Origin of the sequence: Cyanobacterium stanieri LEGE 03274, from assembly GCF_015207825.1 — a bacterium.
GTDB classification, from domain to species: domain Bacteria; phylum Cyanobacteriota; class Cyanobacteriia; order Cyanobacteriales; family Cyanobacteriaceae; genus Cyanobacterium; species Cyanobacterium stanieri_B.
The window spans coordinates 98,166-120,123 of record NZ_JADEWC010000007.1 but is presented as its reverse complement, the minus strand read 5'-3'; the positions used below and the strand labels follow the sequence as shown (position 1 = coordinate 120,123).

At 36.2% G+C, this 21,958-nt stretch carries 20 protein-coding genes; 12 read left to right on the top strand and 8 right to left on the bottom strand.

Annotated elements, in window-relative coordinates; genetic code table 11:
- Positions 1 to 93: 93 nt before the first annotated feature.
- Positions 94 to 459 carry a DNA cytosine methyltransferase gene (locus tag IQ215_RS05070; protein WP_241735255.1) on the bottom strand — a complete coding sequence of 122 codons (366 nt, stop codon included), beginning with the start codon at positions 457 to 459 and terminating at the stop codon, positions 94 to 96.
- A 152-nt stretch (positions 460 to 611) separates the two neighbouring features.
- Between IQ215_RS05070 and IQ215_RS05065 the strand changes: the two genes are divergently transcribed.
- The 3 genes from IQ215_RS05065 (at position 612) to IQ215_RS05055 (ending at position 3,976) form a co-directional block, all read left to right on the top strand.
- Positions 612 to 821 (top strand): hypothetical protein, encoded by a 210-nt coding sequence (locus IQ215_RS05065; RefSeq protein ID WP_193800220.1) that lies wholly within the window; start codon positions 612 to 614, stop codon positions 819 to 821.
- A 146-nt stretch (positions 822 to 967) separates the two neighbouring features.
- Positions 968 to 2,287, top strand: a complete 1,320-nt coding sequence (gene rimO, locus IQ215_RS05060) for a 30S ribosomal protein S12 methylthiotransferase RimO (protein ID WP_193800219.1) — start codon at positions 968 to 970, stop codon at positions 2,285 to 2,287.
- A gap of 240 nt (positions 2,288 to 2,527) precedes the next feature.
- On the top strand, positions 2,528 to 3,976 hold the full coding sequence (locus IQ215_RS05055; RefSeq protein ID WP_193800218.1) for a DEAD/DEAH box helicase: 1,449 nt from the start codon (positions 2,528 to 2,530) through the stop codon (positions 3,974 to 3,976).
- A gap of 58 nt (positions 3,977 to 4,034) precedes the next feature.
- Here IQ215_RS05055 and modB read toward each other — a convergent pair whose 3' ends face one another.
- The 3 genes from modB to IQ215_RS05040 form a co-directional block, all read right to left on the bottom strand.
- Positions 4,035 to 4,682 (bottom strand): molybdate ABC transporter permease subunit, encoded by a 648-nt coding sequence (gene modB, locus IQ215_RS05050; RefSeq protein WP_193800217.1) that lies wholly within the window; start codon positions 4,680 to 4,682, stop codon positions 4,035 to 4,037.
- Positions 4,682 to 5,470 (bottom strand): molybdate ABC transporter substrate-binding protein, encoded by a 789-nt coding sequence (modA, locus tag IQ215_RS05045; protein ID WP_193800216.1) that lies wholly within the window; start codon positions 5,468 to 5,470, stop codon positions 4,682 to 4,684. The genes modB and modA overlap by 1 nt, the downstream gene beginning before the upstream one ends.
- 66 nt (positions 5,471 to 5,536) lie before the next feature.
- Positions 5,537 to 6,934, bottom strand: coding sequence for a protein adenylyltransferase SelO (locus IQ215_RS05040; RefSeq protein ID WP_193800215.1), 1,398 nt, complete (start codon positions 6,932 to 6,934; stop codon positions 5,537 to 5,539).
- A gap of 541 nt (positions 6,935 to 7,475) precedes the next feature.
- On the opposite strand from IQ215_RS05040, the gene IQ215_RS05035 reads away from it, so the two are divergent.
- Entirely contained in the window at positions 7,476 to 8,519 is a 1,044-nt protein-coding gene (locus tag IQ215_RS05035; protein WP_193800214.1) for a 30S ribosomal protein S1, read from the top strand.
- Positions 8,520 to 8,602: 83 nt separating this feature from the next.
- Here the strand turns inward: IQ215_RS05035 and IQ215_RS05030 are convergent, their stop codons facing one another.
- Positions 8,603 to 9,679 carry a glycosyltransferase family 4 protein gene (locus tag IQ215_RS05030; protein WP_193800213.1) on the bottom strand — a complete coding sequence of 359 codons (1,077 nt, stop codon included), beginning with the start codon at positions 9,677 to 9,679 and terminating at the stop codon, positions 8,603 to 8,605.
- Between the two features lie 483 nt (positions 9,680 to 10,162).
- On the opposite strand from IQ215_RS05030, the gene IQ215_RS05025 reads away from it, so the two are divergent.
- Together IQ215_RS05025 and IQ215_RS05020 are read left to right on the top strand one after the other, a co-directional pair.
- Positions 10,163 to 13,318, top strand: coding sequence for an ExeM/NucH family extracellular endonuclease (locus IQ215_RS05025; RefSeq protein ID WP_193800212.1), 3,156 nt, complete (start codon positions 10,163 to 10,165; stop codon positions 13,316 to 13,318).
- Positions 13,319 to 13,655: 337 nt separating this feature from the next.
- On the top strand, positions 13,656 to 13,880 hold the full coding sequence (locus IQ215_RS05020; RefSeq protein ID WP_193800211.1) for a hypothetical protein: 225 nt from the start codon (positions 13,656 to 13,658) through the stop codon (positions 13,878 to 13,880).
- Between the two features lie 67 nt (positions 13,881 to 13,947).
- Here IQ215_RS05020 and IQ215_RS05015 read toward each other — a convergent pair whose 3' ends face one another.
- The 3 genes from IQ215_RS05015 to IQ215_RS05005 form a co-directional block, all read right to left on the bottom strand.
- Positions 13,948 to 14,565 (bottom strand): ExbD/TolR family protein, encoded by a 618-nt coding sequence (locus IQ215_RS05015; RefSeq protein ID WP_193800210.1) that lies wholly within the window; start codon positions 14,563 to 14,565, stop codon positions 13,948 to 13,950.
- Positions 14,566 to 14,686: 121 nt separating this feature from the next.
- A complete protein-coding gene (locus IQ215_RS05010) occupies positions 14,687 to 15,316 on the bottom strand; it encodes a MotA/TolQ/ExbB proton channel family protein (protein WP_193800209.1) in 630 nt (209 codons plus the stop codon).
- Between the two features lie 120 nt (positions 15,317 to 15,436).
- Positions 15,437 to 15,973: a late competence development ComFB family protein gene (locus IQ215_RS05005; RefSeq protein WP_193800208.1), complete on the bottom strand. Its 537-nt coding sequence runs from the start codon at positions 15,971 to 15,973 to the stop codon at positions 15,437 to 15,439.
- 340 nt (positions 15,974 to 16,313) lie between these two features.
- On the opposite strand from IQ215_RS05005, the gene folE reads away from it, so the two are divergent.
- The 6 genes from folE to stpA all read left to right on the top strand — a co-directional run bounded on the left by folE (position 16,314) and on the right by stpA (position 21,838).
- On the top strand, positions 16,314 to 16,973 hold the full coding sequence (gene folE / locus IQ215_RS05000; protein WP_193800207.1) for a GTP cyclohydrolase I FolE: 660 nt from the start codon (positions 16,314 to 16,316) through the stop codon (positions 16,971 to 16,973).
- Positions 16,974 to 17,101: 128 nt separating this feature from the next.
- On the top strand, positions 17,102 to 18,091 hold the full coding sequence (locus IQ215_RS04995; protein WP_193800206.1) for a CobW family GTP-binding protein: 990 nt from the start codon (positions 17,102 to 17,104) through the stop codon (positions 18,089 to 18,091).
- A 319-nt stretch (positions 18,092 to 18,410) separates the two neighbouring features.
- Positions 18,411 to 18,857, top strand: coding sequence for an ABA4-like family protein (locus tag IQ215_RS04990; RefSeq protein ID WP_193800205.1), 447 nt, complete (start codon positions 18,411 to 18,413; stop codon positions 18,855 to 18,857).
- A 200-nt stretch (positions 18,858 to 19,057) separates the two neighbouring features.
- Positions 19,058 to 20,431, top strand: coding sequence for a diguanylate cyclase domain-containing protein (locus IQ215_RS04985; protein WP_193800204.1), 1,374 nt, complete (start codon positions 19,058 to 19,060; stop codon positions 20,429 to 20,431).
- Positions 20,425 to 20,577: a hypothetical protein gene (locus IQ215_RS04980; RefSeq protein WP_193800203.1), complete on the top strand. Its 153-nt coding sequence runs from the start codon at positions 20,425 to 20,427 to the stop codon at positions 20,575 to 20,577. Before IQ215_RS04985 ends, IQ215_RS04980 begins: the two co-directional genes overlap by 7 nt.
- On the top strand, positions 20,570 to 21,838 hold the full coding sequence (stpA, locus tag IQ215_RS04975; RefSeq protein WP_193800202.1) for a glucosylglycerol 3-phosphatase: 1,269 nt from the start codon (positions 20,570 to 20,572) through the stop codon (positions 21,836 to 21,838). The genes IQ215_RS04980 and stpA overlap by 8 nt, the downstream gene beginning before the upstream one ends.
- Positions 21,839 to 21,958 lie beyond the last annotated feature (120 nt).

Here is a 21,958-nt window from a genome sequence, read left to right as displayed (position 1 = left end):
CAAGTGTGTAGATGTCACTTTCGTTCCTTTTTCTTTGCTGGTCATCATCCATCTCCCGTTAATTTCGGTGGTTTTTTCTTTTGCCCGTGAAATTTAACGGGAGTCCTGTGACGACATTTCAAGATAGGCTTTTGGTTGAATCGCTTCAATAAATCTAGCTGTTTCAAAAAATAAATTACCCCTTCCCTTTTCATCACTAAATCCCTGTCTATAACCAGCAACAGAAAAGGCTTGACAAGGAAAACCAGAAGTTATTACATCAACATATCCCCATTCTTGGGGACTGTTAACTGTGTTTATGTCTTGCTCATATAATTGATGTTGATAGTTATATCTGTAGGTTTCACAGGCTTTTTTATCATATTCGTTTGCCCACTTTATCTTATATCCAGCTTTCGTAAAACCAGTACAAATACCACCAATCCCAGCAAATAAACTTCCTACAGTTAATGGCTTCATTGTTTTACTATTACTCATAAGATATTTTTGGTTTTATCAAAAGTTAAAATAATTTATATTCCATATTATAGCGTTTTAAATGGATATTATTTTCTATTTTTTAGCTAGTATTATTGTATATTAATCATAGGTAATCAAAAAAAATCATAACAATGCCACGAAAAAAAGAAGATATATTAGCTGATGGTTTCAATACCCGTTATAAAGCCATTGGTATGGAAGATGTTAAGATGGGCAAAAAAGTTTTTGGTTTGGTTTTTCCCCAAAAATATCAAGATATTCTAGAAAAAATGGATAGAAATCAAAGAATCCCTTTCATGAGAGAAGCAATTATAAAGGCAATAGATAACTTGGATAGTTAAATAATTCATTATCTACTGTTTGTATCCGATCTAATTACTTCAATAATATTTTTTCCTGCGAGAAATACAAAAGTCTGATAAGATAGAGAAGCTATACTAAAAATCTTAGAAAACAAAAGTCGTAGGGAAAAAAAGCGCAATCGAATATGGGCAATAAGCCAACCATCGCCGTCTCTCATTTAGGATGTGAAAAAAATCGAATCGATTCTGAGCATATGCTCGGTTTGTTAGCACAATCAGGCTACCAAATTGATAATACAGAAGAATTAGCAGATTACGTCATTGTAAATACTTGTAGTTTTATTGAATCTGCCAGACAAGAATCTGTCAGAACCTTGGTAGAATTAGCAGAAAATAATAAGAAAATTATTATCTCTGGTTGCATGGCACAGCACTTCCAAGAGGAGTTATTAGCCGAATTACCAGAGGCTGTGGCATTGGTAGGCACAGGAGATTATCAAAATATTGTAGATGTTATTCAAAGAGTGGAAAAAGGAGAAAGAGTAACCGCTGTTTCTGCCCAACCTACTTACATCGCCGATGAAAATATACCTCGTTATCGCACCACCACCGAAGGAGTAGCCTATTTACGGGTAGCTGAAGGTTGTGACTATAGTTGTGCTTTTTGCATTATCCCCCATCTCAGGGGCAAACAAAGATCCAGAACCATTGAATCTATTGTTAATGAAGCCAAGCAATTGGCGGATCAAGGGGTTCAAGAATTAATATTGATCTCTCAAATTACTACTAATTATGGCGTTGACATTTACGGTGAACCCAAATTAGCAGAATTATTAAGGGCTTTGGGTAAAGTTGATATTCCTTGGATTCGCATTCATTATGCCTATCCCACAGGATTGACGGATAAAGTAATCGAAGCTATCCGAGAAACCCCCAATGTTCTACCCTACTTGGATTTACCCCTACAACATTCTGATCCAGATATTTTAAAAGCTATGAACCGCCCTTGGCAGGGTCAAGTAAACGATCGCATCATAGAACAAATTAAGATCGCCCTCCCTGAAGCAGTAATGCGCACGACATTTATTGTCGGATTTCCGGGAGAAACGCAACAAAACTTCAAACATTTGTTACAATTTGTAAAAAGGCATCAATTTGATCATGTGGGAGTGTTTACATTTTCCCCCGAAGAAGGAACCAAAGCCTATAACTTAGGTAATCAAGTTCCCAAAGAGGTGAAAATCGCTCGTAGAAATGAATTAATGGAAATACAACAGCCCATTGCGGCGGCAAAAAATGAAGCCGAAATAGGTAAAGTAGTTCCTGTATTGATTGAGCAAGAAAACCCTGCCACTGGAGAATTAATCGGTCGTTCTCCTCGCTTTGCCCCCGAAGTAGATGGTATCGTCTATGTCCGTGGTGAGGCCAACCTAGGTTCAATAACATCAGTCAGAATTACTGATGCCGATGTCTATGATCTCTATGGTGAAATTGAAATAAGTTAGTAAATATTTTTAATCTAGTTTTCTTACTGGGTTACACCGTTGTTTACTACTTGTGTATCAAGGAAGAGTTTACTATGAAGTAAGAACCAATAAAGTAGGGAATAATTGCATAATAATATGAAATTATAGATTCCGTAAATCCTTTGATCCCGTACCCTTAACCAGTTTTGCTTCATTTCAGGTTTTCCCCCAATTCATCTGTGGAGACATCTTTCAGTTCACAAATAAAATAAAATACAGATGACAACTTCTTTCGCAAGTTTAGGACTTTCAGAAACTCTCGTTAATCAATTAGATAATATTGGTTTTAATACTCCTACTAAAATTCAAACCCTTGCAATTCCTGAACTAATTGCAGGTCGTGACGTGGTGGGACAATCGCAAACTGGGACGGGTAAAACCGCCGCTTATTCTCTACCTATTTTGGACAAAATCGATAAGAGTGACAAAAATGTACAGGCTCTTATCCTCGCTCCTACCAGAGAATTAGCCCAACAGGTGGCCGAAGCCTTTAAGGATTTAATCGGCAGAGAGAGAATTTTTGTAACCACCGTTTATGGTGGTCAATCCATGGAGCGTCAAATTCGCTTTTTGGAAAAGGGATCTCACATTGTTGTGGGTACTCCAGGACGTATCATTGACCTACTCAATCGTAAACATCTCAAGCTCGATAGCTTACGCTATGTGGTACTAGATGAAGCAGATGAGATGCTCAGTATGGGCTTTATTGATGATGTGAAAACCATTCTTTCCCGTACCCCTGATACTCGTCAAACCACTTGTTTTTCGGCTACCATGCCCAAGGAAATTCAGTTGTTGGTTAAAGAGTTCATGACTGATGCGGTAAATGTCACTGGGGAAAAACCTCAAGACACTCCTTCGCGCATCGAACAGGTGGTTTATATGGTGCCTCGGGGTTGGTCAAAAATTAAGACCATTCAGCCTATTTTGGAAATTGAAGATCCCCAGTCGGCGATTATCTTTGTGCGCACCAAGCGCACCGCTTCTGAGTTGACTTCTAAGTTACAAGAAGCTGGGCAAAGTGTGGATGAGTACCATGGTGATTTGAGCCAACAACAACGGGAGCGTTTAATCCAACGTTGGCGCGATGGCAAAATTAAGGTAGTAGTGGCGACAGATATTGCAGCCCGTGGTTTGGATGTGTCGGATTTAACCCATGTCTTTAACTTTGATTTACCTGATAACACTGAAACTTATATTCACCGTATTGGACGTACGGGCAGGGCTGGTAAGGAAGGGAAAGCCATTGCTTTGGTAGAACCGAGCGATCGCCGCTTATTGCGTCAAATTGAGCGTCGCTTAAAACAGTCTATCACTGTGGAAACCGTGCCTAACCGCTCTACGGTGGAAGCCAAAAGAATGCTTAAACTTAAGGAACAAATTAAAGAATCCCTTAGCGGTGAGCGTTTAGCTTCTTTCTTACCCATGGTCAAAGAATTACATGGAGACTATGATCCCAGTGCGATCGCAGCGGCAGTCTTACAAATTCTTTATGATCAAAATTGCCCCGCATGGTTACAGCAAGATTGGGAAGTTCCCCCCCCTGCTACTCCTAAACCCAATATCGGTGGTAAAAAATACGGTCGTGGCGGTAAATATAACCGTGGTAAATCTAATTATGGTGGTGGAAAACCTAGCCGTAAATACGATCGCCCCAGGGTAAGATAAATATATCTTAGCTATTAAGTGTTAGGTTACTTAAAATATTTTAGGCTTTTTTTAAAGCCTAATTAACCTTAAAAATAGACGATAAATTTATCAAAAAAATAGACAAAAAAGAAATTAATAATAATACAATACACCAGAACCACGCCTCATTGATATTTCCCCCCTGTACAGCAAAATAAATCGCCATTGGTATCGTTTGAGTTTTGTTGGGTATATTTCCCGCCACCATTAAAGTTGCCCCAAACTCTCCCATAATACGAGTAAAAGTTAACACCAATCCTGAAATAATACCACGCAGACCCATGGGAATAGCGATATAAATAAAAACTATCATTTCCGATGCTCCCTCAATTCTGGCCGCATCAAGGATTAAAGAATCAATTTGCTCAAAAGCTCCCAAACTAATTCTAAACATCAAAGGAAAGCCCATAATAGTAGTGGCAATAACCGCTCCATACCAGTTAAATACAAAATTTAAATTCCATGGAGCTAAAATACCATTTTTACCTAGTAAAATTAATAAAATAAAACCTACCACAGTCGGTGGTAATACTAAAGGAATTAATAAAATACCTTCTAAGAGCGATCGCCCCTTACCCCTATAATTATATAATCCATAAGCAAAAGAAACCCCAAAAACAAAAGCAATAAAAGTAGCACACAAAGAAACTTTTAAAGAAATCCATAAAGGAGAAAAATTAACCATTATTCCATAAGATTAAATCCAAAATCAATAAAAATATTTTGTACATCTTCCCCCTGTAAAAATTGTAAATATCTTTGTGCCTCCCCCAAATTTTGAGTATCCCTAATAATTGCCACAGGATAAATAATAGACGAATGTAAATCAGCATCAGCCGTCGCAATAACCTTTACTTTATCCGAACTGATTGCATCCGTAAAATAAACAATTCCCACATCAACATTACCCGTTTCTACCGCCATAAGAGTAGAGCGAACATTATTAGTAAATAAAAATTTGGACTGAGATTTTAACTCAGAAAATATATTTAAATTATCCAATATTTCTTGTCCATATTGCCCTGCAGGAACACTTTTAGGCTCTCCCATGGCAATTAAATTAATACTACTATCCGTTAATTGAGTAAAATCATTAATGTTTAACAAACTATTATTTCTTGTAATTAAAACAATCTGATTACCCACTAAACTGACTTTACTATTAGTAAATAATAAATCCTTTTTTTCTAAAACATCCATCTGTTTATTAGAAGCAGAAATGAAAATATCAATATTAGCCCCCTGCTCAATTTGTTGTTGTAAAACCCCAGAAGAAGCAAAAGTATAATCAACATTTCCTGAATATAAACCATCAATTTTAGTTAAAACAGGTTCTAAACTTGCCGCCGCCCCCACTAATATCGATGAATTAACATTATCATTTTCTCTGTCAAAATTAGCAATAGAAACACACCCCAAAATAAAGCAAAATAATAGGGCATACAAGAAAATATATATACTGTTTTTTTTCATTGCAAAAATTACTGAGAATAATAAAATACTCTAATCAAACTGCTAAATTCATCTCAAAAAATATAATTAAATAGAAACTAAAAAATCATCAAATAACTGCCAATTATCCTCATCATTAATAGGCTTCCAAATCTCCTCAATAACAGAACGTACAGGCACATTCCGAGGATTACAAAACTCTAAAACATTTTTAATACTTACTAAATCATCCCTAGTAAAATAATTAAGCGCCCGATGATAAAGAATCTTCCAATCTTGAAAATTACTAGCAATAATAGTTCTATTTTCTAAAATTAAATCAACATCCTCATACCAACCATTATTAAAATCACTACTTAAACCCGCAAAAAAATCATGATAACCATACTGAGATTCCCTTAATAAATTAACCGTTTCCCTCACCAACGGTGAAGATAAATCCTCAGGTAAATCAATAAAACCCAACCGTTTCAACATACACTGTTGATAATAAAAATTATAAAAGTCATCAAAATTAGCCAATTCTTCCTCCAACTCAGGAAAAGGCATCACCAAAGACAAAGGAGCTTGTAACTTCTCCAAATTTAAACGACAAATAACAGGTTGATTACCATAACTATATCTTCCCCCATAATCAAAATAAGCCGCAATAAACTTGGGATCATAAGTACTAATAAAAGCATAAGGGCCATAATCAAAACTTTCCCCCGTAATCGACATATTATCAGTATTTAAAACCCCATGACAAAAACCCGCACTCATCCACTGAGCCACCAACTTTGCCACCCTTTCCACCAACTCACCATAAAACTTTTGATAAGGATTATCCTGGGCACAAAGATGAGGATAATAATAATAAATGACATGATCCAACAAATTTCTGATTAAATCAGGCCTTTGAAGGTAGTGTAAACGCTCAAAACTACCAAAGCGAATATGAGAATGACTAAACCTCACCATCACCGATGAGCGAGTAGGAGATGGCTCATCCCCACGCCACAAAGATTCCCCCGTTTCAATCAAACAAAAACAACGAGATGTATTAACTCCCAAACGGTGTAAAATCTCCCCCGCAATAACTTCCCTAACTCCCCCCTTAAGAGTCAATCTTCCATCCGCCGTTCTTGAATAAGGAGTACGGCCAGAACCCTTAGTACCAAAATCATAGAGCCTTCCATCAACCCCCCTTACTTGTCCGTATAAAAACCCCCTACCATCTCCCAAAAAAGGGTTATATTGTCCAAATTGATAACCATGGTATCGTAGAGCAAGGGGAGGACATAAACCTTGAAACTTGCCAAACGCCTCCAACCAATGGTTTTCCTCTACCAAATCAGGATCAATTCCTATTTTTTTCAACAGAGATTGATTTGTAAATCGGAGAATATGTTCAGGAAATTCCGCAGGAATAACAATATCATAATAATCTTCCCCCAAGTTTTCCATAGCGGGTTCATATTCGAGATTAAAAAAAGGATTACTCATAGTAAATTTGATTAATTGGTCAATAATTGCGCCCTCTTAAGGTAGAGGATTCCTCAAGAATCTATTATAGATAGCAATGGTTTACCGATGATTTATTGTATGTGTCGAAAAGACGAGTATAAAAAAAACTTTTATTTTACCTGTCCATAATCAATGGTCAATTTAGCTTCATTAAAAAAAATATTATCATAAATAAAGATTATCCCTCCATTACTCAACATCCTAGGTTCAAAATTCTGTATAATATACCTTAAATCAAAAATTTAGATCGTTTTTGGTGTTAAGCTAGATAATTGGGCTTGTCGTCTAGGGGATTAATTGAAATCCCAACTGGTAAAAGGTGAAAAACCAACAGCTTAATGCAAGGTACAATAATTTCACCCAAAACCGTGTCAAATTTCATCAATAGAAGTATTAAATTTTAAATTAATCTCTATGTTTATCTTTTCCAGATCACTTATAAGCATATTTTGTAAGTATATGGAAAATATTTGTAATTATCAAAAAAGTAAGTAAATTGAAAACCTTTGAAAATATGCCTATGGTCAGTCAAACAGAAACCACAAAAACCGATATTGGTTTTACCCATGAAGATTTTGCCGCTCTTTTAGATCAGTATGACTATCACTTCAGCCCCGGAGATGTTGTACCCGGTACAGTGTTTAGTATGGAGCAAAGAGGAGCTTTAATCGACATTGGAGCAAAGACTGCCGCCTATATTCCTGTACAAGAACTTTCCATCAACAGAGTTGATAATCCTGACGAGGTTTTACAACCCAACGAAACCAGAGAATTTTTTATCCTTACCGATGAAAATGAAGATGGACAATTAACCTTATCCATTCGTCGTATTGAGTATATGCGAGCTTGGGAAAGGGTTCGTCAATTACAACAAGAAGACGCTACCGTTTATTCTAACGTATTTGCAACCAATAGAGGTGGTGCTTTAGTTAGAGTTGAAGGATTAAGAGGATTTATTCCTGGTTCTCACATCAGTGCTAAAGATGCGAAGGAAGATTTGTTAGGTCAAGACTTACCTTTAAAATTTTTAGAAGTGGACGAAGAACGTAATCGTCTTGTCTTGAGTCATCGTCGTGCCTTAGTAGAACGCAAGATGAATGGTTTAGAAGTCGCTCAAGTGGTGGTGGGTTCTGTTCGTGGTATTAAGCCATATGGTGCCTTCATCGACATCGGTGGTGTAAGTGGTTTGTTACACATCTCCGAAATTTCCCATGATCATATTGATACTCCTCACAGTGTATTTAACGTCAACGATGAATTAAAAGTAATGATCATCGATTTAGATGCTGAAAGAGGACGTATTTCCCTTTCTACCAAACAATTAGAACCCGAACCAGGGGATATGTTAACCAAACGGGAATTGGTGTTTGAGAAGGCGGAAGAAATGGCGGCCTTATATCGTCAGAAACTTTTGGCTGGGGATGATGCTCAAGAAGAAGATGCGGTAGTAGTTGAACAAGAAACCACTGAATTAGTAGAAAATGTTGCTACGGAAGATGTTAACGAAGGGGTAGAAGAAACTACCACTAACGATGATGAATTAGCTTCTAGCGTAACTGAATAATTTTTCATAACTTATGGAGTTGTTTAACTAAATTTCATCAGTACATCTCGAATGTTGAAGGAGGGTTTAACCCTCCTTTTTTGTTATTCACTTTTGATACGACGATTACGCCACACTTGCCAAGAAATGTATATTAGTAACATGGTTGCCCCTAAAACATACACACCGCCACTGGGAAAACCAGAAAAAACAAGGGCAAAACTTCCTACCCAAAGGGTGAGAGAGTAGATAAATAAAACTGTTAATCTTTGGGATATTCCTGCTTCTAGGAGGCGATGATGTAAATGTCTTTTATCGGGTAGAAAAGGGGATTTCCCCTGAATGACACGGGAAAGGATGACAATGGACATATCTACTATGGGTACTGCTAGGATGATATAAGGTAAAACAACCGCAGTTACCGCAGCGGTTTTAGCAAGTCCGATTACTCCTACTCCTGCGAGAAGAAAACCCATAAAGTATGCTCCTCCATCCCCCATAAAAATTTGGGCGGGGTTGAAGTTATAACGCAAAAATCCCAATGCACCTCCTGCTAGAGCCGCGGCGATTAGGGCGGCAGCTGGTTGATTCATAAATAAGCTAACAATCAACATCACTACGGCGGCAATTCCGCATACCCCTGCAGCCAATCCGTCTAAACCGTCAATCCAATTAATGGCGTTTACCATACCAACTAGCCAAATGATGGTGATGGGTAAGCTAAGCCACCATACATCTATTTGCACTAAGCCATAAAAAGGAACGGTAAAAAAATCAATCCTTACTCCTTGCCACCATGCAAAACTAGAGACTATGGATTGTACGATGAGGCGAAAACTTGCGGAAAGGCTGAATAAATCGTCGGCAAGACCTATGAGAAAGAATAAACAAGCCCCAATGGTTACACCCCAAATTTCGGCATCTTGGTCGGGGGGTAGGATGCCAAATCCTCCCATCCACCATACGATTAATAGGGAACAGGTTACGGCGGCAAAGATGGCAATTCCTCCTATTCTGACGATGGGTTTATGATGTACTTTGCGAGGATCTGGTTTATCTACATGACCACTTTTCAAGCCTATGGTTTTAACGACGGGGGTTGACCATAAAACTAGGTTCATGGATACAAGAAAGGCAACGAGGTGGTAAGTTTCTTGGGTGGGGGTAAATTCATAGTTCATGATTGACGGTTATAAGAGGATGACAATCTTAGGTTTTTTTGCTAGTGTTACTTTCACTAATTTTAAGTCATTTCTGATCATTATTTTTCTCTTGGCTATTTGGTTGTATGGGTAGGTTATTTTTATTTTGGTGGAGGGTTAAGGTTGATGGTGATATTTTAAAAAAATACCATAAAGTTTTATGAATCTATTTTCAAAGAATGGTGGTTATTAATAATCAAAATTTAATTTAATTTTAATCTTAGTTTAAACAAAGTATGTTTCAAAAAATAGTCACTTAAACAAGTATGGGAAAAAAGTAGAAAAACTTGATTTTTTGTTATCTATAAGACATTAAATGCTTGACTGAGTTAGTTTTCAATCATTAGCATGGATAGGTTTAATAGCAGGGAAATAGATTTTATCTATCAATTTTTAAATATGTATTGCTATTAAATACAAAAAATTTCTTTTGAAGAAAGCTAAATAAATTAAGCGAAAAAAATGTCAACAATTAGTTTAAATGGTTTGAGGTATGAGCAAGATTTTAATGGTCTTGTGAATGGTGGTTCAACGGGGGATGTTTTACCTGTAGGGTGGTTTTTTTTGGAAACTGGTAATAATGCCAATCTAACGTACGGTGTTAGCGATGGTAGTAGTAATTCTGGGAATACCTATAGTTATGGTGCGACAGATTCCGATGATAGGGCTTTTGGTACTTTGTTATCTGGCTCGTTGATTCCCACCATTGGAGCTAGTTTTACCAACAATTCGGGTTTTACCATTACGGGGTTAGAAATAACCTATCGTGGTGAACAATGGCGATTGGGAAGCAATAGTAGAACGACCCCAGATCGTTTGGATTTTCAATATAGTTTGGATGCTACTTCCCTTGATTCAGGTGCTTGGGTTGATGTGGATGCTTTAGATTTTGTTGCTCCTGTTACTACGGGGGATGGGGGTGCAAAGGATGGGAATGAAAATTTTTTGGAAATTTCCGATATTATTTCGGGTATAGAAGTTGAGGATGGAGAAACATTTTGGCTTCGTTGGTCTGATTTTAATGCTTCTGGGCCTGATGATGGTTTAGCTATTGATGATTTTTCTATAATTCCTGTGGATGGGGAAGAAGATATAGATCCAGAAATTCCTGAAGATCCCGTGGAAGTTCCAATTACGAGAATTAGTGCCATTCAAGGTGATGGTATGGTTTCTCCCCTTATCAATGAAGTGGTTACCATAGAGGCGATCGCACTGGGTGACTTTCAATCTTCTGATGGCAATAGTAATCTACGGGGTTTTTATGTTCAAGAGGAAGATGGCGACGTTGACAATAATCCTTTGACTTCGGAAGGTTTATTTATTTTTGATGATAATTTTGGGGTTGATGTAAATGTGGGCGATTTAGTGCGAGTAACTGGCACAGTGGCGGAATTTACCACGGGTACAAGCAGTTTAACCCAATTACGTAGCATTACCGATGTCACGGTGGTAAGTGAAAATAATCCTTTACCCACCCCCATAGAAATTACATTTCCCTTAAATGATCCTAGTGATTTAGAGGCTTTTGAGGGAATGTTAGTGACAATTCCCACCACCTTAACGGTAACAGAGCATTTTCAATTGGGGCGTTTTGGTCAGGTGGTTTTATCCTCCAATGGAGATACCAATCAAAATGATACCGATGGCCGTTTAGATCAGTTTACTCAATTTAATGATCCCAGTGTGGATGGTTTCAATGCCTATCAACAAGAAATAGCAAAACGTCGCATTGTGGTAGATGATGGTTTGACGGTGCAAAATCCAGATCCCATTATCAATGGTAGGGGAGAAATGCCGTTAAGTCCTACCAATACCTTGCGCGGTGGTGATACAGTCACGAATTTGACAGGTATCCTTGATGATCGTTTTGGTGCATCGAATATCGGTAATTATCGGATTCAACCCACTGCCCCCATTGACTTTCAGGCAACCAACCCTCGTCCTACGGAAATTCCTGATGTTGGTGGAAGGTTAAAGGTTGCTAGTTTTAATGTTCTTAATTATTTTAATGGTGATGGTGCTGGGGATTTTTCTGGTGAGGAACAACGGGGCGCTGATAATCTTCAAGAGTTTGAGCGTCAAAGGGATAAAATCATTTCAGCTATTACTGGTTTAAATGCTGATGTCATTGGGCTTGTGGAAATTGAAAATGATGGTTATGGGGATGATAGTGCTATTCAAGATCTCATTGATGGTTTAAATGCCGTTGAAGGAGCGGGAACTTATGCTTTTGTGGATCCAGGCACCTCTAATTTAGGACTAGATGCGATCGCCGTGGGCTTCATTTATAAAACTAACTCAGTAAAAATAGCTGATGGAAGTAATATCGCCATTTTGGACACGGGAGCATTTGATCCTATTAATATAGCCCGTAATCGTGTACCTTTAGCGGTTACTTTTGAAGAATTAGCCACGGGGGAAAAATTTACCGCCGTCACCAATCACTTTAAATCTAAAGGTTCATCGGGGTTGAGTGACACCAACGATCCTAATTTTGATCAAGGGGATGGACAAGGATTTTGGAACGATATTCGCACCCAAGCATCCCAAGATTTAGCGGATTGGTTAGCCACGAATCCCACAGGAATTAATGATAGTGATGTACTTATTTTAGGGGATTTGAATGCTTATGCCCAAGAAGATCCCATCACAACTTTGGAAAATGAAGGTTATCAAAATCTGGTTTCTAATAGTAGTTATTCCTTTGTGTTTGATGGTCAATGGGGTACTTTAGATTATGCCCTAGCCACCGATAGTATGACAAATCAGGTTACAGGGGCGCAAAAATGGCATATTAACGCTGATGAACCCAATGTATTGGATTACAACACCAATTTTAAATCTGAAAATCAGATTAGTAGTCTTTATGATGATAGTCCTTTTCGTTCCTCAGATCATGATCCTGTTATCGTGGGTTTGACTTTAGGTAATACCACTTCAGGCCCCGGGGGCGCTGGTTCTGGCTCTCCTAACACCCCTTCCCAAGAAAACCCTCAACCTTTTACCCCCGCCAGAAATCCTCTCATCGATAGGGTTTTAACATTTAGTCAAGATAATGTTCAAATATTATACATTCCTTTAACGGGAAGACCTGCAGATCCTCAGGGTTTAGGATTTTGGGGCAGTGCGATCGGTGAAAATGATATTCGTTACTCTCCTTCTGCGGGTGATAGCCTGTTGAATTTACCCCAAAGGCAAACAATCGCTTATCAAAATATTATTAATGATTTTGCTAATTCTTCGGAAGTAGTGAGATTGTTTGGTGAAAATGATAATTTATTTGCGATCAATTTAATTTATAACAATGCCTTTAATCGCCCCGTAGAGCAGGAAGGATTAAATTATTGGAATAACGCCTTAGAAACAGGGGATGTTACCCTTGCCAATCTTGCTTTAGAAGTTGCCTTGGGGGCTAGTGGTTCTGATGTAACGGTTTTGAGTAATAAGGTTGTGGGTGCGGAATTATTTATAGAACGCTTACAATCTCTTGGGATTACTTCAAGATATTTTGGAGAGGAAGCCGAGATAATTGGTTTTGAGTTTTTATCCTCTGTGGGTAATACTTCACCTACTGAAAGTCAGATTGATGATTTTATTAATCGTCTGCCTGTAATTTAGTCATTATCATTAGCGTTAAGGTTCATTTTAACCTCAATTCGGGATAATATTTGTGAGTAAGGGGGATGGGGATTACGATTAGGTTTCAGGTGAGAGATCGTAGTTTATTAACGGTTCATTGTTTACACGGTGGGACAACTGCGAAGATACAATTTATCTATAATGGATTTTCCGAACTTGATATAGAATACTAAAAATCTTATCCCAAATTCAATTTATTTTAAGGGTGATCCTAGGATTAGATCGTACACTAGATCGCCCTTACCACAAAACCAATAAAAATTAAAAGATTTGATTACAATAAAATCAAGAAAAGAAAGCAAAATTAGTAATCAATATGGAAGCCTTTAGCCGTAGCGCCCCCCAATGGACTTATCAAGCCACCCATGCCATCAGTTTTTGTTGTCCCCGCTGCGGTGCATCTCCTAGAGAAGCCACCAAAGTATGGCTCAATCGTTATGCCCCCGTAATCATGGAAAATCGTCAACGAAAATGGCAAGAATTTTATGCCTGTGAATGTGAACAAGTATGGTGGGCGTGGAGTTGCGCAAGGCAAAGTTAATTTATCCGACATCGCCTCCTAGATAAAATGCCCAAACCAAAATCAATAACCCACCATGCCCCGAAACCTAAAAAGAAGGAGGAGACTCAGGCACAGGAGGCAAAGGCATATCCTCACCACCACCATTATCAGGTAAAGCATTATTACCCTCAGGATTAAGATAAGGATTAACACCAGGGGTAGGAGTTTGACTTTCCACAGGAATTTGGGAATTACCCGCCAAAGTAGCCAAAGCCACGCGATCGCCCCCTACTTCCTTCAGCATATCCAAAACCTCCACCACCTGACTATAACGAACATCCTCAGACGCATGAAGCACCATCAACCCAGAAGGATTAATCGTATTATAATTCTTAATCGCACTATATAACTGAACCTGACTAACAGGCTGTTTCTCCAAATAAAGTTGCCCCTGATTATCCAGACTAACCACCAACATTTCTCGCATTTGCGCCGTGCCAGTAGTCGCCCTCGGTAAATTTAAATTAATCGCCTGTTGTCGAGAAAAACCCACCGCCGCCAAAATGAAAAACGTCAAAATACAAAAAATGACATCAATCATCGGCACAATCTCAATCCTTACTTCCTGCTGATTATTCACATCCCCCCACAACTTCAGAGGGCGGGGACTATATTTTTGAGCAGAATTATTTTTTTCTCTTTTCGATAACGGTGTCTGTGCCATAAATATATAGACTAAAAATAATAAAAACCTGATTGACCATAGAACAATTCAAATCACACAACGAACCATCCAAAATTAATCAACCACCCATCAATTATAAACCATCAAAAATTGATCACCCCTACTCATCCACACTCCATTTTTGACGATAAATCAACTCCAAATCACTTCCCGCCTTCCGAAAAATTCTCACCTGATTAGCCCAAAAAGCCTGAAATAATCGATAAAAAACCACCGCAATAATTGCCACCACCAAACCCACCGCCGTAGAAATCAAAGATTCACCAATTCCCAAAGTTACCCCCGCCGTAGAAGCCGTACCCAAATCACTCAAAGAAATAGAACCCAACGAACGAATTAAGCCCAATACCGTCCCCAACAAACCCAAAAGAGGAGATAAAGCAATTACCCCTTCTAAAATTTTGTCCCCCTTACGCATTTGCGAAAGCTCATCATCTGCCCCCGTTTCCAACGCCAGATGAAACACCTCAGGATCTGGATTATCCAACTGCAAAGGAGTATTAAGATATTTGCCCAAAGGATGATGACGATAACGAGACGCAATCTCCCCCGCCTTACCCCAATTAGTCGTAGCCGCATCCATAATTGAATTTAAAATTTGCTCCTCCTTTACCAACACTTTCGACCAAAACCAAATTCGCTCAAAAATTGTTCCTAAAGCGAGAATTGATAAGAATAACAAAGGCCAAATGGAAAAACCACCCTTTTCTATTAGTTCTGCTAGTGTCACTGTTAATATAGTTCCTTTTTTAACAATTTATATACATCACTAAATTATTAATGATTTATTATCGATTATCAATGATCACACAGAATTTTAAAAATTGGGAGAATTTATTGCAATTAAATTTTACCCATACCAACGAATTGCCTTATTTTGCATTAAACCTTCCCCATCTTCTTCCCAATAAAAATCTAACAAATAATAAAGTTTAATAATTTCTACCGCCGTAATCTCCTCTGTCTGTATCTTATTAAGAAAATTCTCCATAAACTCCACTATCAAAGATAACTCCTCTTTAGGAACAGTTTCATCTAACTGTGTTAAAGATTTCCTCGCATCAGATATAATATCTTCCCTTTCACTCGGTAGAGGTGTAGATCTTCTCAAGGGATCTCGTTCAACTGCTGCAAAACCTTGGATTACAGCCTTAGTGATGTCTTTTTTATACTTAATGATCGCCCTTCTTTTTTGCTTTTGAATTCCTTCAGCAGAGGAAGCATATAAACTCGGAAGACGATTGAGAGCAAAAGTTGCTACTTCAATGGGATTAATATAATCCTTTACCGTCGTATTAATGGTTTTATTATGAACTAATTGATATTCTATTTCTTCATCAACCAATATTTCCATTACATTTTTATAAATTTGTTTTTCCTTGGTCATTGTTTAAGATAGTTATTTTAAGGTAAATTCAGTAGAATTAATTAAACTTCATAAAAAAAATTATTAATGCTTATATAATAGCAATTGAAACTAATTAATACTATATCCACATTATATTTTACAACAAATATTCTCATCTTTATTTTATTGAAAAAATATATTTCAAAATTCAAAAACTGAAAAATAAAAGTGTTACAATAACTCCTCAAAAACAACTTTTGTTAGTGCGTTAACATTAATACTGTTTTACTTCCCAGCGCACCTTATTTTTTCCCCATAGATTGTCAATACTACATGATAATGGTTATCATTCTTATTAAAGAGATCGGTAAAAAACAAAATGACATTAACTCAATCCTCAACCATAAAAACCATAGCAACAGCAAATCAAACCTCCTCAGTGGTGCGAGACACTCAACATCAAGTAACCCAAGCAGATATGATTCAGGCAGTAAAAACATTATTGATTGGCTTAGGAGAAAATCCCGATAGGGAAGGGCTAAAAGATACCCCCCAAAGAGTAGTCAAAGCCCTAAAATTTCTGACCTCAGGTTACAATCAATCTTTAGATGAATTGCTCAACGGTGCCGTATTTCACGAAAAATCCAACGAAATGGTTTTGGTGAGAGACATTGACTTATTCAGCTCCTGCGAACATCACATTTTACCCATTCTTGGACGAGCGCACGTAGCCTATATTCCCAACGGTAAAGTTATCGGACTATCAAAAATTGCCAGAATTTGTGAAATGTATGGTAGAAGATTACAAGTGCAAGAACGTTTAACATCTCAAATCGCCGATGCCTTACAAGGGTTGTTACAGCCCCAAGGAGTGGCGGTTGTGGTGGAAGCAAGTCATATGTGCATGGTAATGCGTGGGGTACAAAAACCAGGCTCTTGGACTTCTACCAGTGCTTTGAGGGGGGTTTTTCGTGAGGATGCTAAAACTCGTCAAGAATTTATGAATTTAATTCAACATCGCCCCACTTTTAATAATTAGGGTTTACTATTACTAACAAAATTATAGTCTATGGGGGGTTAATAACTCCCCTACTTAATCATAAAATCAATTAATTACACAAAATATATTCTGGCTATAGTATATAAAGATAAAAAAATTAAAAATATATGAATAACTTAACTTTGCCGAAAAAAGGAATGCCAGTAACCATTATTACGGGATTTTTAGGCAGTGGAAAAACAACCCTTTTAAATCATATTTTAAATAATAAACAAAATCTCAAAATTGCCGTGTTAGTTAACGAATTTGGAGACATTGATATTGATAGTCAATTATTAGTCTCAGTGGAAGAAAATATGCTCAGTTTAAGTAACGGTTGCATTTGTTGCACCATTAATGATGACCTATTAGATACCGTTTATCAAGTTTTAGAAAGTGAACAAAAAATAGATTATTTAATCGTTGAAACCACAGGAGTAGCCGATCCATTACCAATTATTTTAACTTTTTTAAGCCCTGAATTAAGGGATTTAATTCGTCTTGATTCTGTCCTAACTTTAATCGATGCAGAAAACTTTACCCCAAAATGTTTTGATAGTGAAGTAGCCCTCAAACAAATTATTTATGGCGATATTATTTTACTCAATAAAATTGATTTAGTAACTAAAGAAAAAATAGAACAATTAGAAAAAGAAATTCTGACTATTAAGCAGGGTGCTAGTATTTTACATTGTCAAAATGCCCATGTCCCCTTACCCCTTATTTTAGATATAGAACAAACTAATATTGATAATTATGCCCCCCATGAGTTAGAATCATCCCATGATCATCACCATCACCATCATGATCATCATCATTCCCATCATTTAGAAATAGATGGTTTTATTTCAGTTTCCTTTGAGTGCGATCGCCCCTTAAACGTAGATAAATTCCAGAACTTTATCACAGATAATATCATGGCAAAAGTATATCGAGCCAAAGGGATATTATGGTTTGCCGAAAGTGAATTAAAACATATTTTTCAACTAAGCGGAAAACGCTACGACTTAAACACAGAAAAATGGCAAAACCCTCCAAAAAACCAATTAGTAATGATAGGAAAAAACATATCTCCAAATGAGTTACGCACAAAACTAAAACAATGTATAGTCCCTTAATATCAAGTCCACTTGATCACTTACAAATTAGCATTATTAATATTTTAGTTCAATAAATTAAATTAAACGAACCACCATTAGCCGTGTAATTCATTACACGGTGGGGCAACTGGGGTACAATCTATTTATAACGAATTATCCGGACTTAGTATAATCAATACCTAATATAAACCTCCACAAACAACGATAATAATACTTTCGTGTCTGAATTTCTACCCTCATTCAATGATATTTCAGACAATAATTAAACAACACCTATTTATTAAACATAACTTATCATGTCAAGCATATAATAAAACAAACTCAACACAGACAAAACATGGACTTCAACCTACTATTTAACCTTGCCAACCTTTTTGTATTACCCTTTTGGATACTAATGATTGCCTTACCAAAATGGTCAATAACACAAAAAATAATGAAATCTTACCTAATATTTATCCCCCTAATTTTACTGTATATTTATCTATTCATAACCAGCCTAGACGCAGAATCAGCCCAAACCCTCTCCAATCCTCAACTACCAGAATTAGCACAAGTATTTAGCAACCCCCTAGTAACTTTTGCTGGTTGGACTCATTTTTTAGTATTAGACTTATTTTTAGGAAGGCATATTTATTGGCAAGGGCAAGAAAAAAACATATGGACTATTCATTCTCTTATTTTATGCCTATTTGCCGGCCCCATGGGTTTTTTATCCCATATCATCACCGATAGCATTCAATCAAACCTCAAAACCACAGAAACCATCCCTCATAATTCCTAAATCACAAAAGTAAACGCCCCTATTATCTCAATGAGACATGGGGGTTTATTATACTTACCATTTTTGCCATAAAAGTTATGGTTAACAATCCCCTCATCCATAACTCAATCCCTAATCCTAAAATTAAATAAAACTACAATTGTTTATTCTCAAAACTTATGTTATCTTTAAATCAAAATCTCGAAACCAGTAGATATTAAATGGTTAATAATAACCCCCTAAAACATATACTATCCCTCGAATTAAATACAGGGAAAAAAGTATTTTTACTAGAAAAAAATATCCATTCCGTGGGGAGAAGTTCTAGCAACTCCATTATTATTAATCATCGAGTTACTTCCCGTCATCATGGTAGTATCATCAAAGTAATTTATCAAAAAAAAGACAGAGATAAATTTGATATAGCTTTTTGGATTGTGGATGGAGATTTTAAAGGCAACAAAAGTAGAAATGGACTATTTGTTAATACACAAAAAATTAACATTCATAAATTATCTCCTGGAGATATTATCATATTTGGAGGAGTAGAGATAAGAGGAAAATATGATATTTTTAATAGCGAATCTCAAGTATTTTTCAGTAATAGTAGTCAAGATAACATCGAAAATCTGCCATCATTGACAGAAACAGAAACAAATATTTTTAATGAAGATATTATCCCAGAAAACTTTAACCAAAGTGATTATCAAGAATTAAAACATATCGACACAGAAAATAAATACTTTACTGACACCATTGCAGAATTAATTGAAGGAATCATATTTATTGAGCCAGAAAATACAAAAATAATAGATTGTAATCAATCCTTAGTTGAAATCGTTGGCTATGCCAACAAAGAAGATATATTAGCATTGAACATTAAAAATATTTTTCCCATTGACATAGAGATTTTAAAGAATGACATCTCTTTATTACTAGATAATCAATATCAAAGCATTTTCAGAGAATCTATTCTTAAACAAAAAGATAATAAATTTCTCCCTATTCAAATCAAAACAAGAATCATACAGCACGGCGAAAAAAATATAATTTGCCTATCCATTTTAAAGATAGAAGAACAGAAAAAATTAGAAGAACTTTTACGTTACCGCACTTATCATAACTTAATTACTAATCTTCCTAATTATAAACTTTTTAGAGAACATTTATTCTCAGTATTAGCTAGTTATTCTAATCATGAAGAAGGTTATATATCTTTGATATTAGTAAGAATAAATGAATGGAAAGAAATTGGCTATAACTACAATTATGAAGTTGCTGAATTTGTTTTAAAAAAAATTGCTAAAAAATTTAAACAATTAATTTCAGCCCAAGACATACTATACCATTGGCGAGATGATGAATTTGTCTTTTTATTAGCCCAAAATAGTACCCAATATGTTGATAAAATAAAATATGACATTTTACAAATAGCCCAACAACCATTATTAATTACTGAAGAAGAAATACAAGTAAGTTTTAGTATTGGCAGCGCCTCTTATCCCGAAGATGGAGACTATGAGGAAATTTTACTACAAAAAGCCGATCGCACCCTAACCGAAAATTATTATGAATATGTAAAAGAAAGATGTTAGGTGTCAACAATGGACAATTAACAATTGACAATGGACAATTATTATTATTTTTTGCCTATTGCCTGTTGCCTGTTGCCTGTTGCCTCGTGGCTATTGCCTGTTACCATGTTAGGGTAATTAATCTTTATCAGGAGCATAATGACTAACATTAAAAATCTACATTTATCCTTAGATCATAACTTACTAAAAGAAAAATTAATTAACACTCCTAATAGTTTAATTATTCAAGACTTAGATGGGGTATGTATGGGGCTAGTAAAAGATCCTTTAAATAGAGTTATTCAATGGGATTATGTCCGAGCCGTAAAGAAAATGAATAGTCATTTTTTTGTCCTTACCAATGGTGAACATATCGGCAAAAGAGGTGTAAATAATATTGTGGAAAAATCCGCTTTTTCTGCTCAAGAAGTAAAAGAAAAAGGTTATTATCTACCTGGTTTAGCAGGGGGAGGAGTACAGTGGCAAGACTCTTTTGGTAATGTAGAACATCCTGGAATAACTAAAAAAGAATTAGATTTTTTAGGTAATGTTCCTCATATTGTCAGGGAAAAATTAACGACTTTTTGTAAAAATAATTGTAGCTTTTTTAGCATAGAAGAAATTAATCACATAATCGATGCGGTAATTCTTGATAACCTAGTATCTCCTACGGTAAATATTAATACTTTTTATGAAAAATTAACCGATCATAATTCTATTTATATCACCTTACAAAAAGAAGTTAAATTGTTGATGGATGAGTTATTAAGCCAAGCCGAAAAAGAAGGTTTAAAGAACTCATTTTTTGTGCATTATGCCCCTAATTTGGGCAGGGATGATGATGGTTTAGAAATTTTACGCCCTGCCACAGAAACCGATTCAGGTACTACCGATTTTCAATTTATGGTAACAGGGGGAATTAAGGAAGCAGGAGTTTTATTTTTACTTAATCATTATTATTATTTACACACAGGAGAATATCCTTTAGGGAAAGATTTTAATGTGCGAAAAGCCCCGAAGAATCAAGGGGAATTATTAAATTTAGTGGTCAATAATTTTGATCCCCAAAAAATGCCTTTTATCATGGGTGTGGGTGATACTGTTAATAGTACAGTGATGGAACAAGATGGCAAAAAAATCGTCCGTAGGGGGGGGAGCGATCGCAACTTCCTACAATTAATTCAAAATATAGGTGATACATTAAACATCGATAATGCAGTAGTTTATATAGATAGTTCAGGAGGAGAAATTAAAAATAGAAAGCCTATTAAATTAGGTCAAAATGGAGAAAAAACTATAGTTTTAGAGGGACCTGGTGATAATCAAGATGATAACGAACCTTTAGTATTAAATTTCGTTTTTCCCGAAGGACATCAACAGTATTGTAAGTTTTTTATGGATGTTGCAAATAGTCGTAAAAATGACTAATTTTTTATAGTTATTTATTAATAATTAAATCTACCTAACCCCCTTACTATAGGGGGAATTAAAATTATCATTTATGATAAATAGCTATTATATTATTACTATTTACTTTGCTTATAAAAT

Excerpts from the sequence above, each read along its gene's own strand:
- IQ215_RS05070 (WP_241735255.1), bottom strand. The coding sequence starts at position 459 with ATGAAGCCATTAACTGTAGGAAGTTTATTTGCTGGGATTGGTGGTATT.
- IQ215_RS05065 (WP_193800220.1), top strand. The coding sequence starts at position 612 with ATGCCACGAAAAAAAGAAGATATATTAGCTGATGGTTTCAATACCCGT.
- rimO (WP_193800219.1), top strand. The coding sequence starts at position 968 with ATGGGCAATAAGCCAACCATCGCCGTCTCTCATTTAGGATGTGAAAAA.
- IQ215_RS05055 (WP_193800218.1), top strand. The coding sequence starts at position 2,528 with ATGACAACTTCTTTCGCAAGTTTAGGACTTTCAGAAACTCTCGTTAAT.
- modB (WP_193800217.1), bottom strand. The coding sequence starts at position 4,682 with ATGGTTAATTTTTCTCCTTTATGGATTTCTTTAAAAGTTTCTTTGTGT.
- modA (WP_193800216.1), bottom strand. The coding sequence starts at position 5,470 with ATGAAAAAAAACAGTATATATATTTTCTTGTATGCCCTATTATTTTGC.
- IQ215_RS05040 (WP_193800215.1), bottom strand. The coding sequence starts at position 6,934 with ATGAGTAATCCTTTTTTTAATCTCGAATATGAACCCGCTATGGAAAAC.
- IQ215_RS05035 (WP_193800214.1), top strand. The coding sequence starts at position 7,476 with ATGGTCAGTCAAACAGAAACCACAAAAACCGATATTGGTTTTACCCAT.
- IQ215_RS05030 (WP_193800213.1), bottom strand. The coding sequence starts at position 9,679 with ATGAACTATGAATTTACCCCCACCCAAGAAACTTACCACCTCGTTGCC.
- IQ215_RS05025 (WP_193800212.1), top strand. The coding sequence starts at position 10,163 with ATGTCAACAATTAGTTTAAATGGTTTGAGGTATGAGCAAGATTTTAAT.
- IQ215_RS05020 (WP_193800211.1), top strand. The coding sequence starts at position 13,656 with ATGGAAGCCTTTAGCCGTAGCGCCCCCCAATGGACTTATCAAGCCACC.
- IQ215_RS05015 (WP_193800210.1), bottom strand. The coding sequence starts at position 14,565 with ATGGCACAGACACCGTTATCGAAAAGAGAAAAAAATAATTCTGCTCAA.
- IQ215_RS05005 (WP_193800208.1), bottom strand. The coding sequence starts at position 15,973 with ATGACCAAGGAAAAACAAATTTATAAAAATGTAATGGAAATATTGGTT.
- folE (WP_193800207.1), top strand. The coding sequence starts at position 16,314 with ATGACATTAACTCAATCCTCAACCATAAAAACCATAGCAACAGCAAAT.
- IQ215_RS04995 (WP_193800206.1), top strand. The coding sequence starts at position 17,102 with ATGAATAACTTAACTTTGCCGAAAAAAGGAATGCCAGTAACCATTATT.
- IQ215_RS04990 (WP_193800205.1), top strand. The coding sequence starts at position 18,411 with ATGGACTTCAACCTACTATTTAACCTTGCCAACCTTTTTGTATTACCC.
- IQ215_RS04985 (WP_193800204.1), top strand. The coding sequence starts at position 19,058 with ATGGTTAATAATAACCCCCTAAAACATATACTATCCCTCGAATTAAAT.
- IQ215_RS04980 (WP_193800203.1), top strand. The coding sequence starts at position 20,425 with ATGTTAGGTGTCAACAATGGACAATTAACAATTGACAATGGACAATTA.
- stpA (WP_193800202.1), top strand. The coding sequence starts at position 20,570 with ATGACTAACATTAAAAATCTACATTTATCCTTAGATCATAACTTACTA.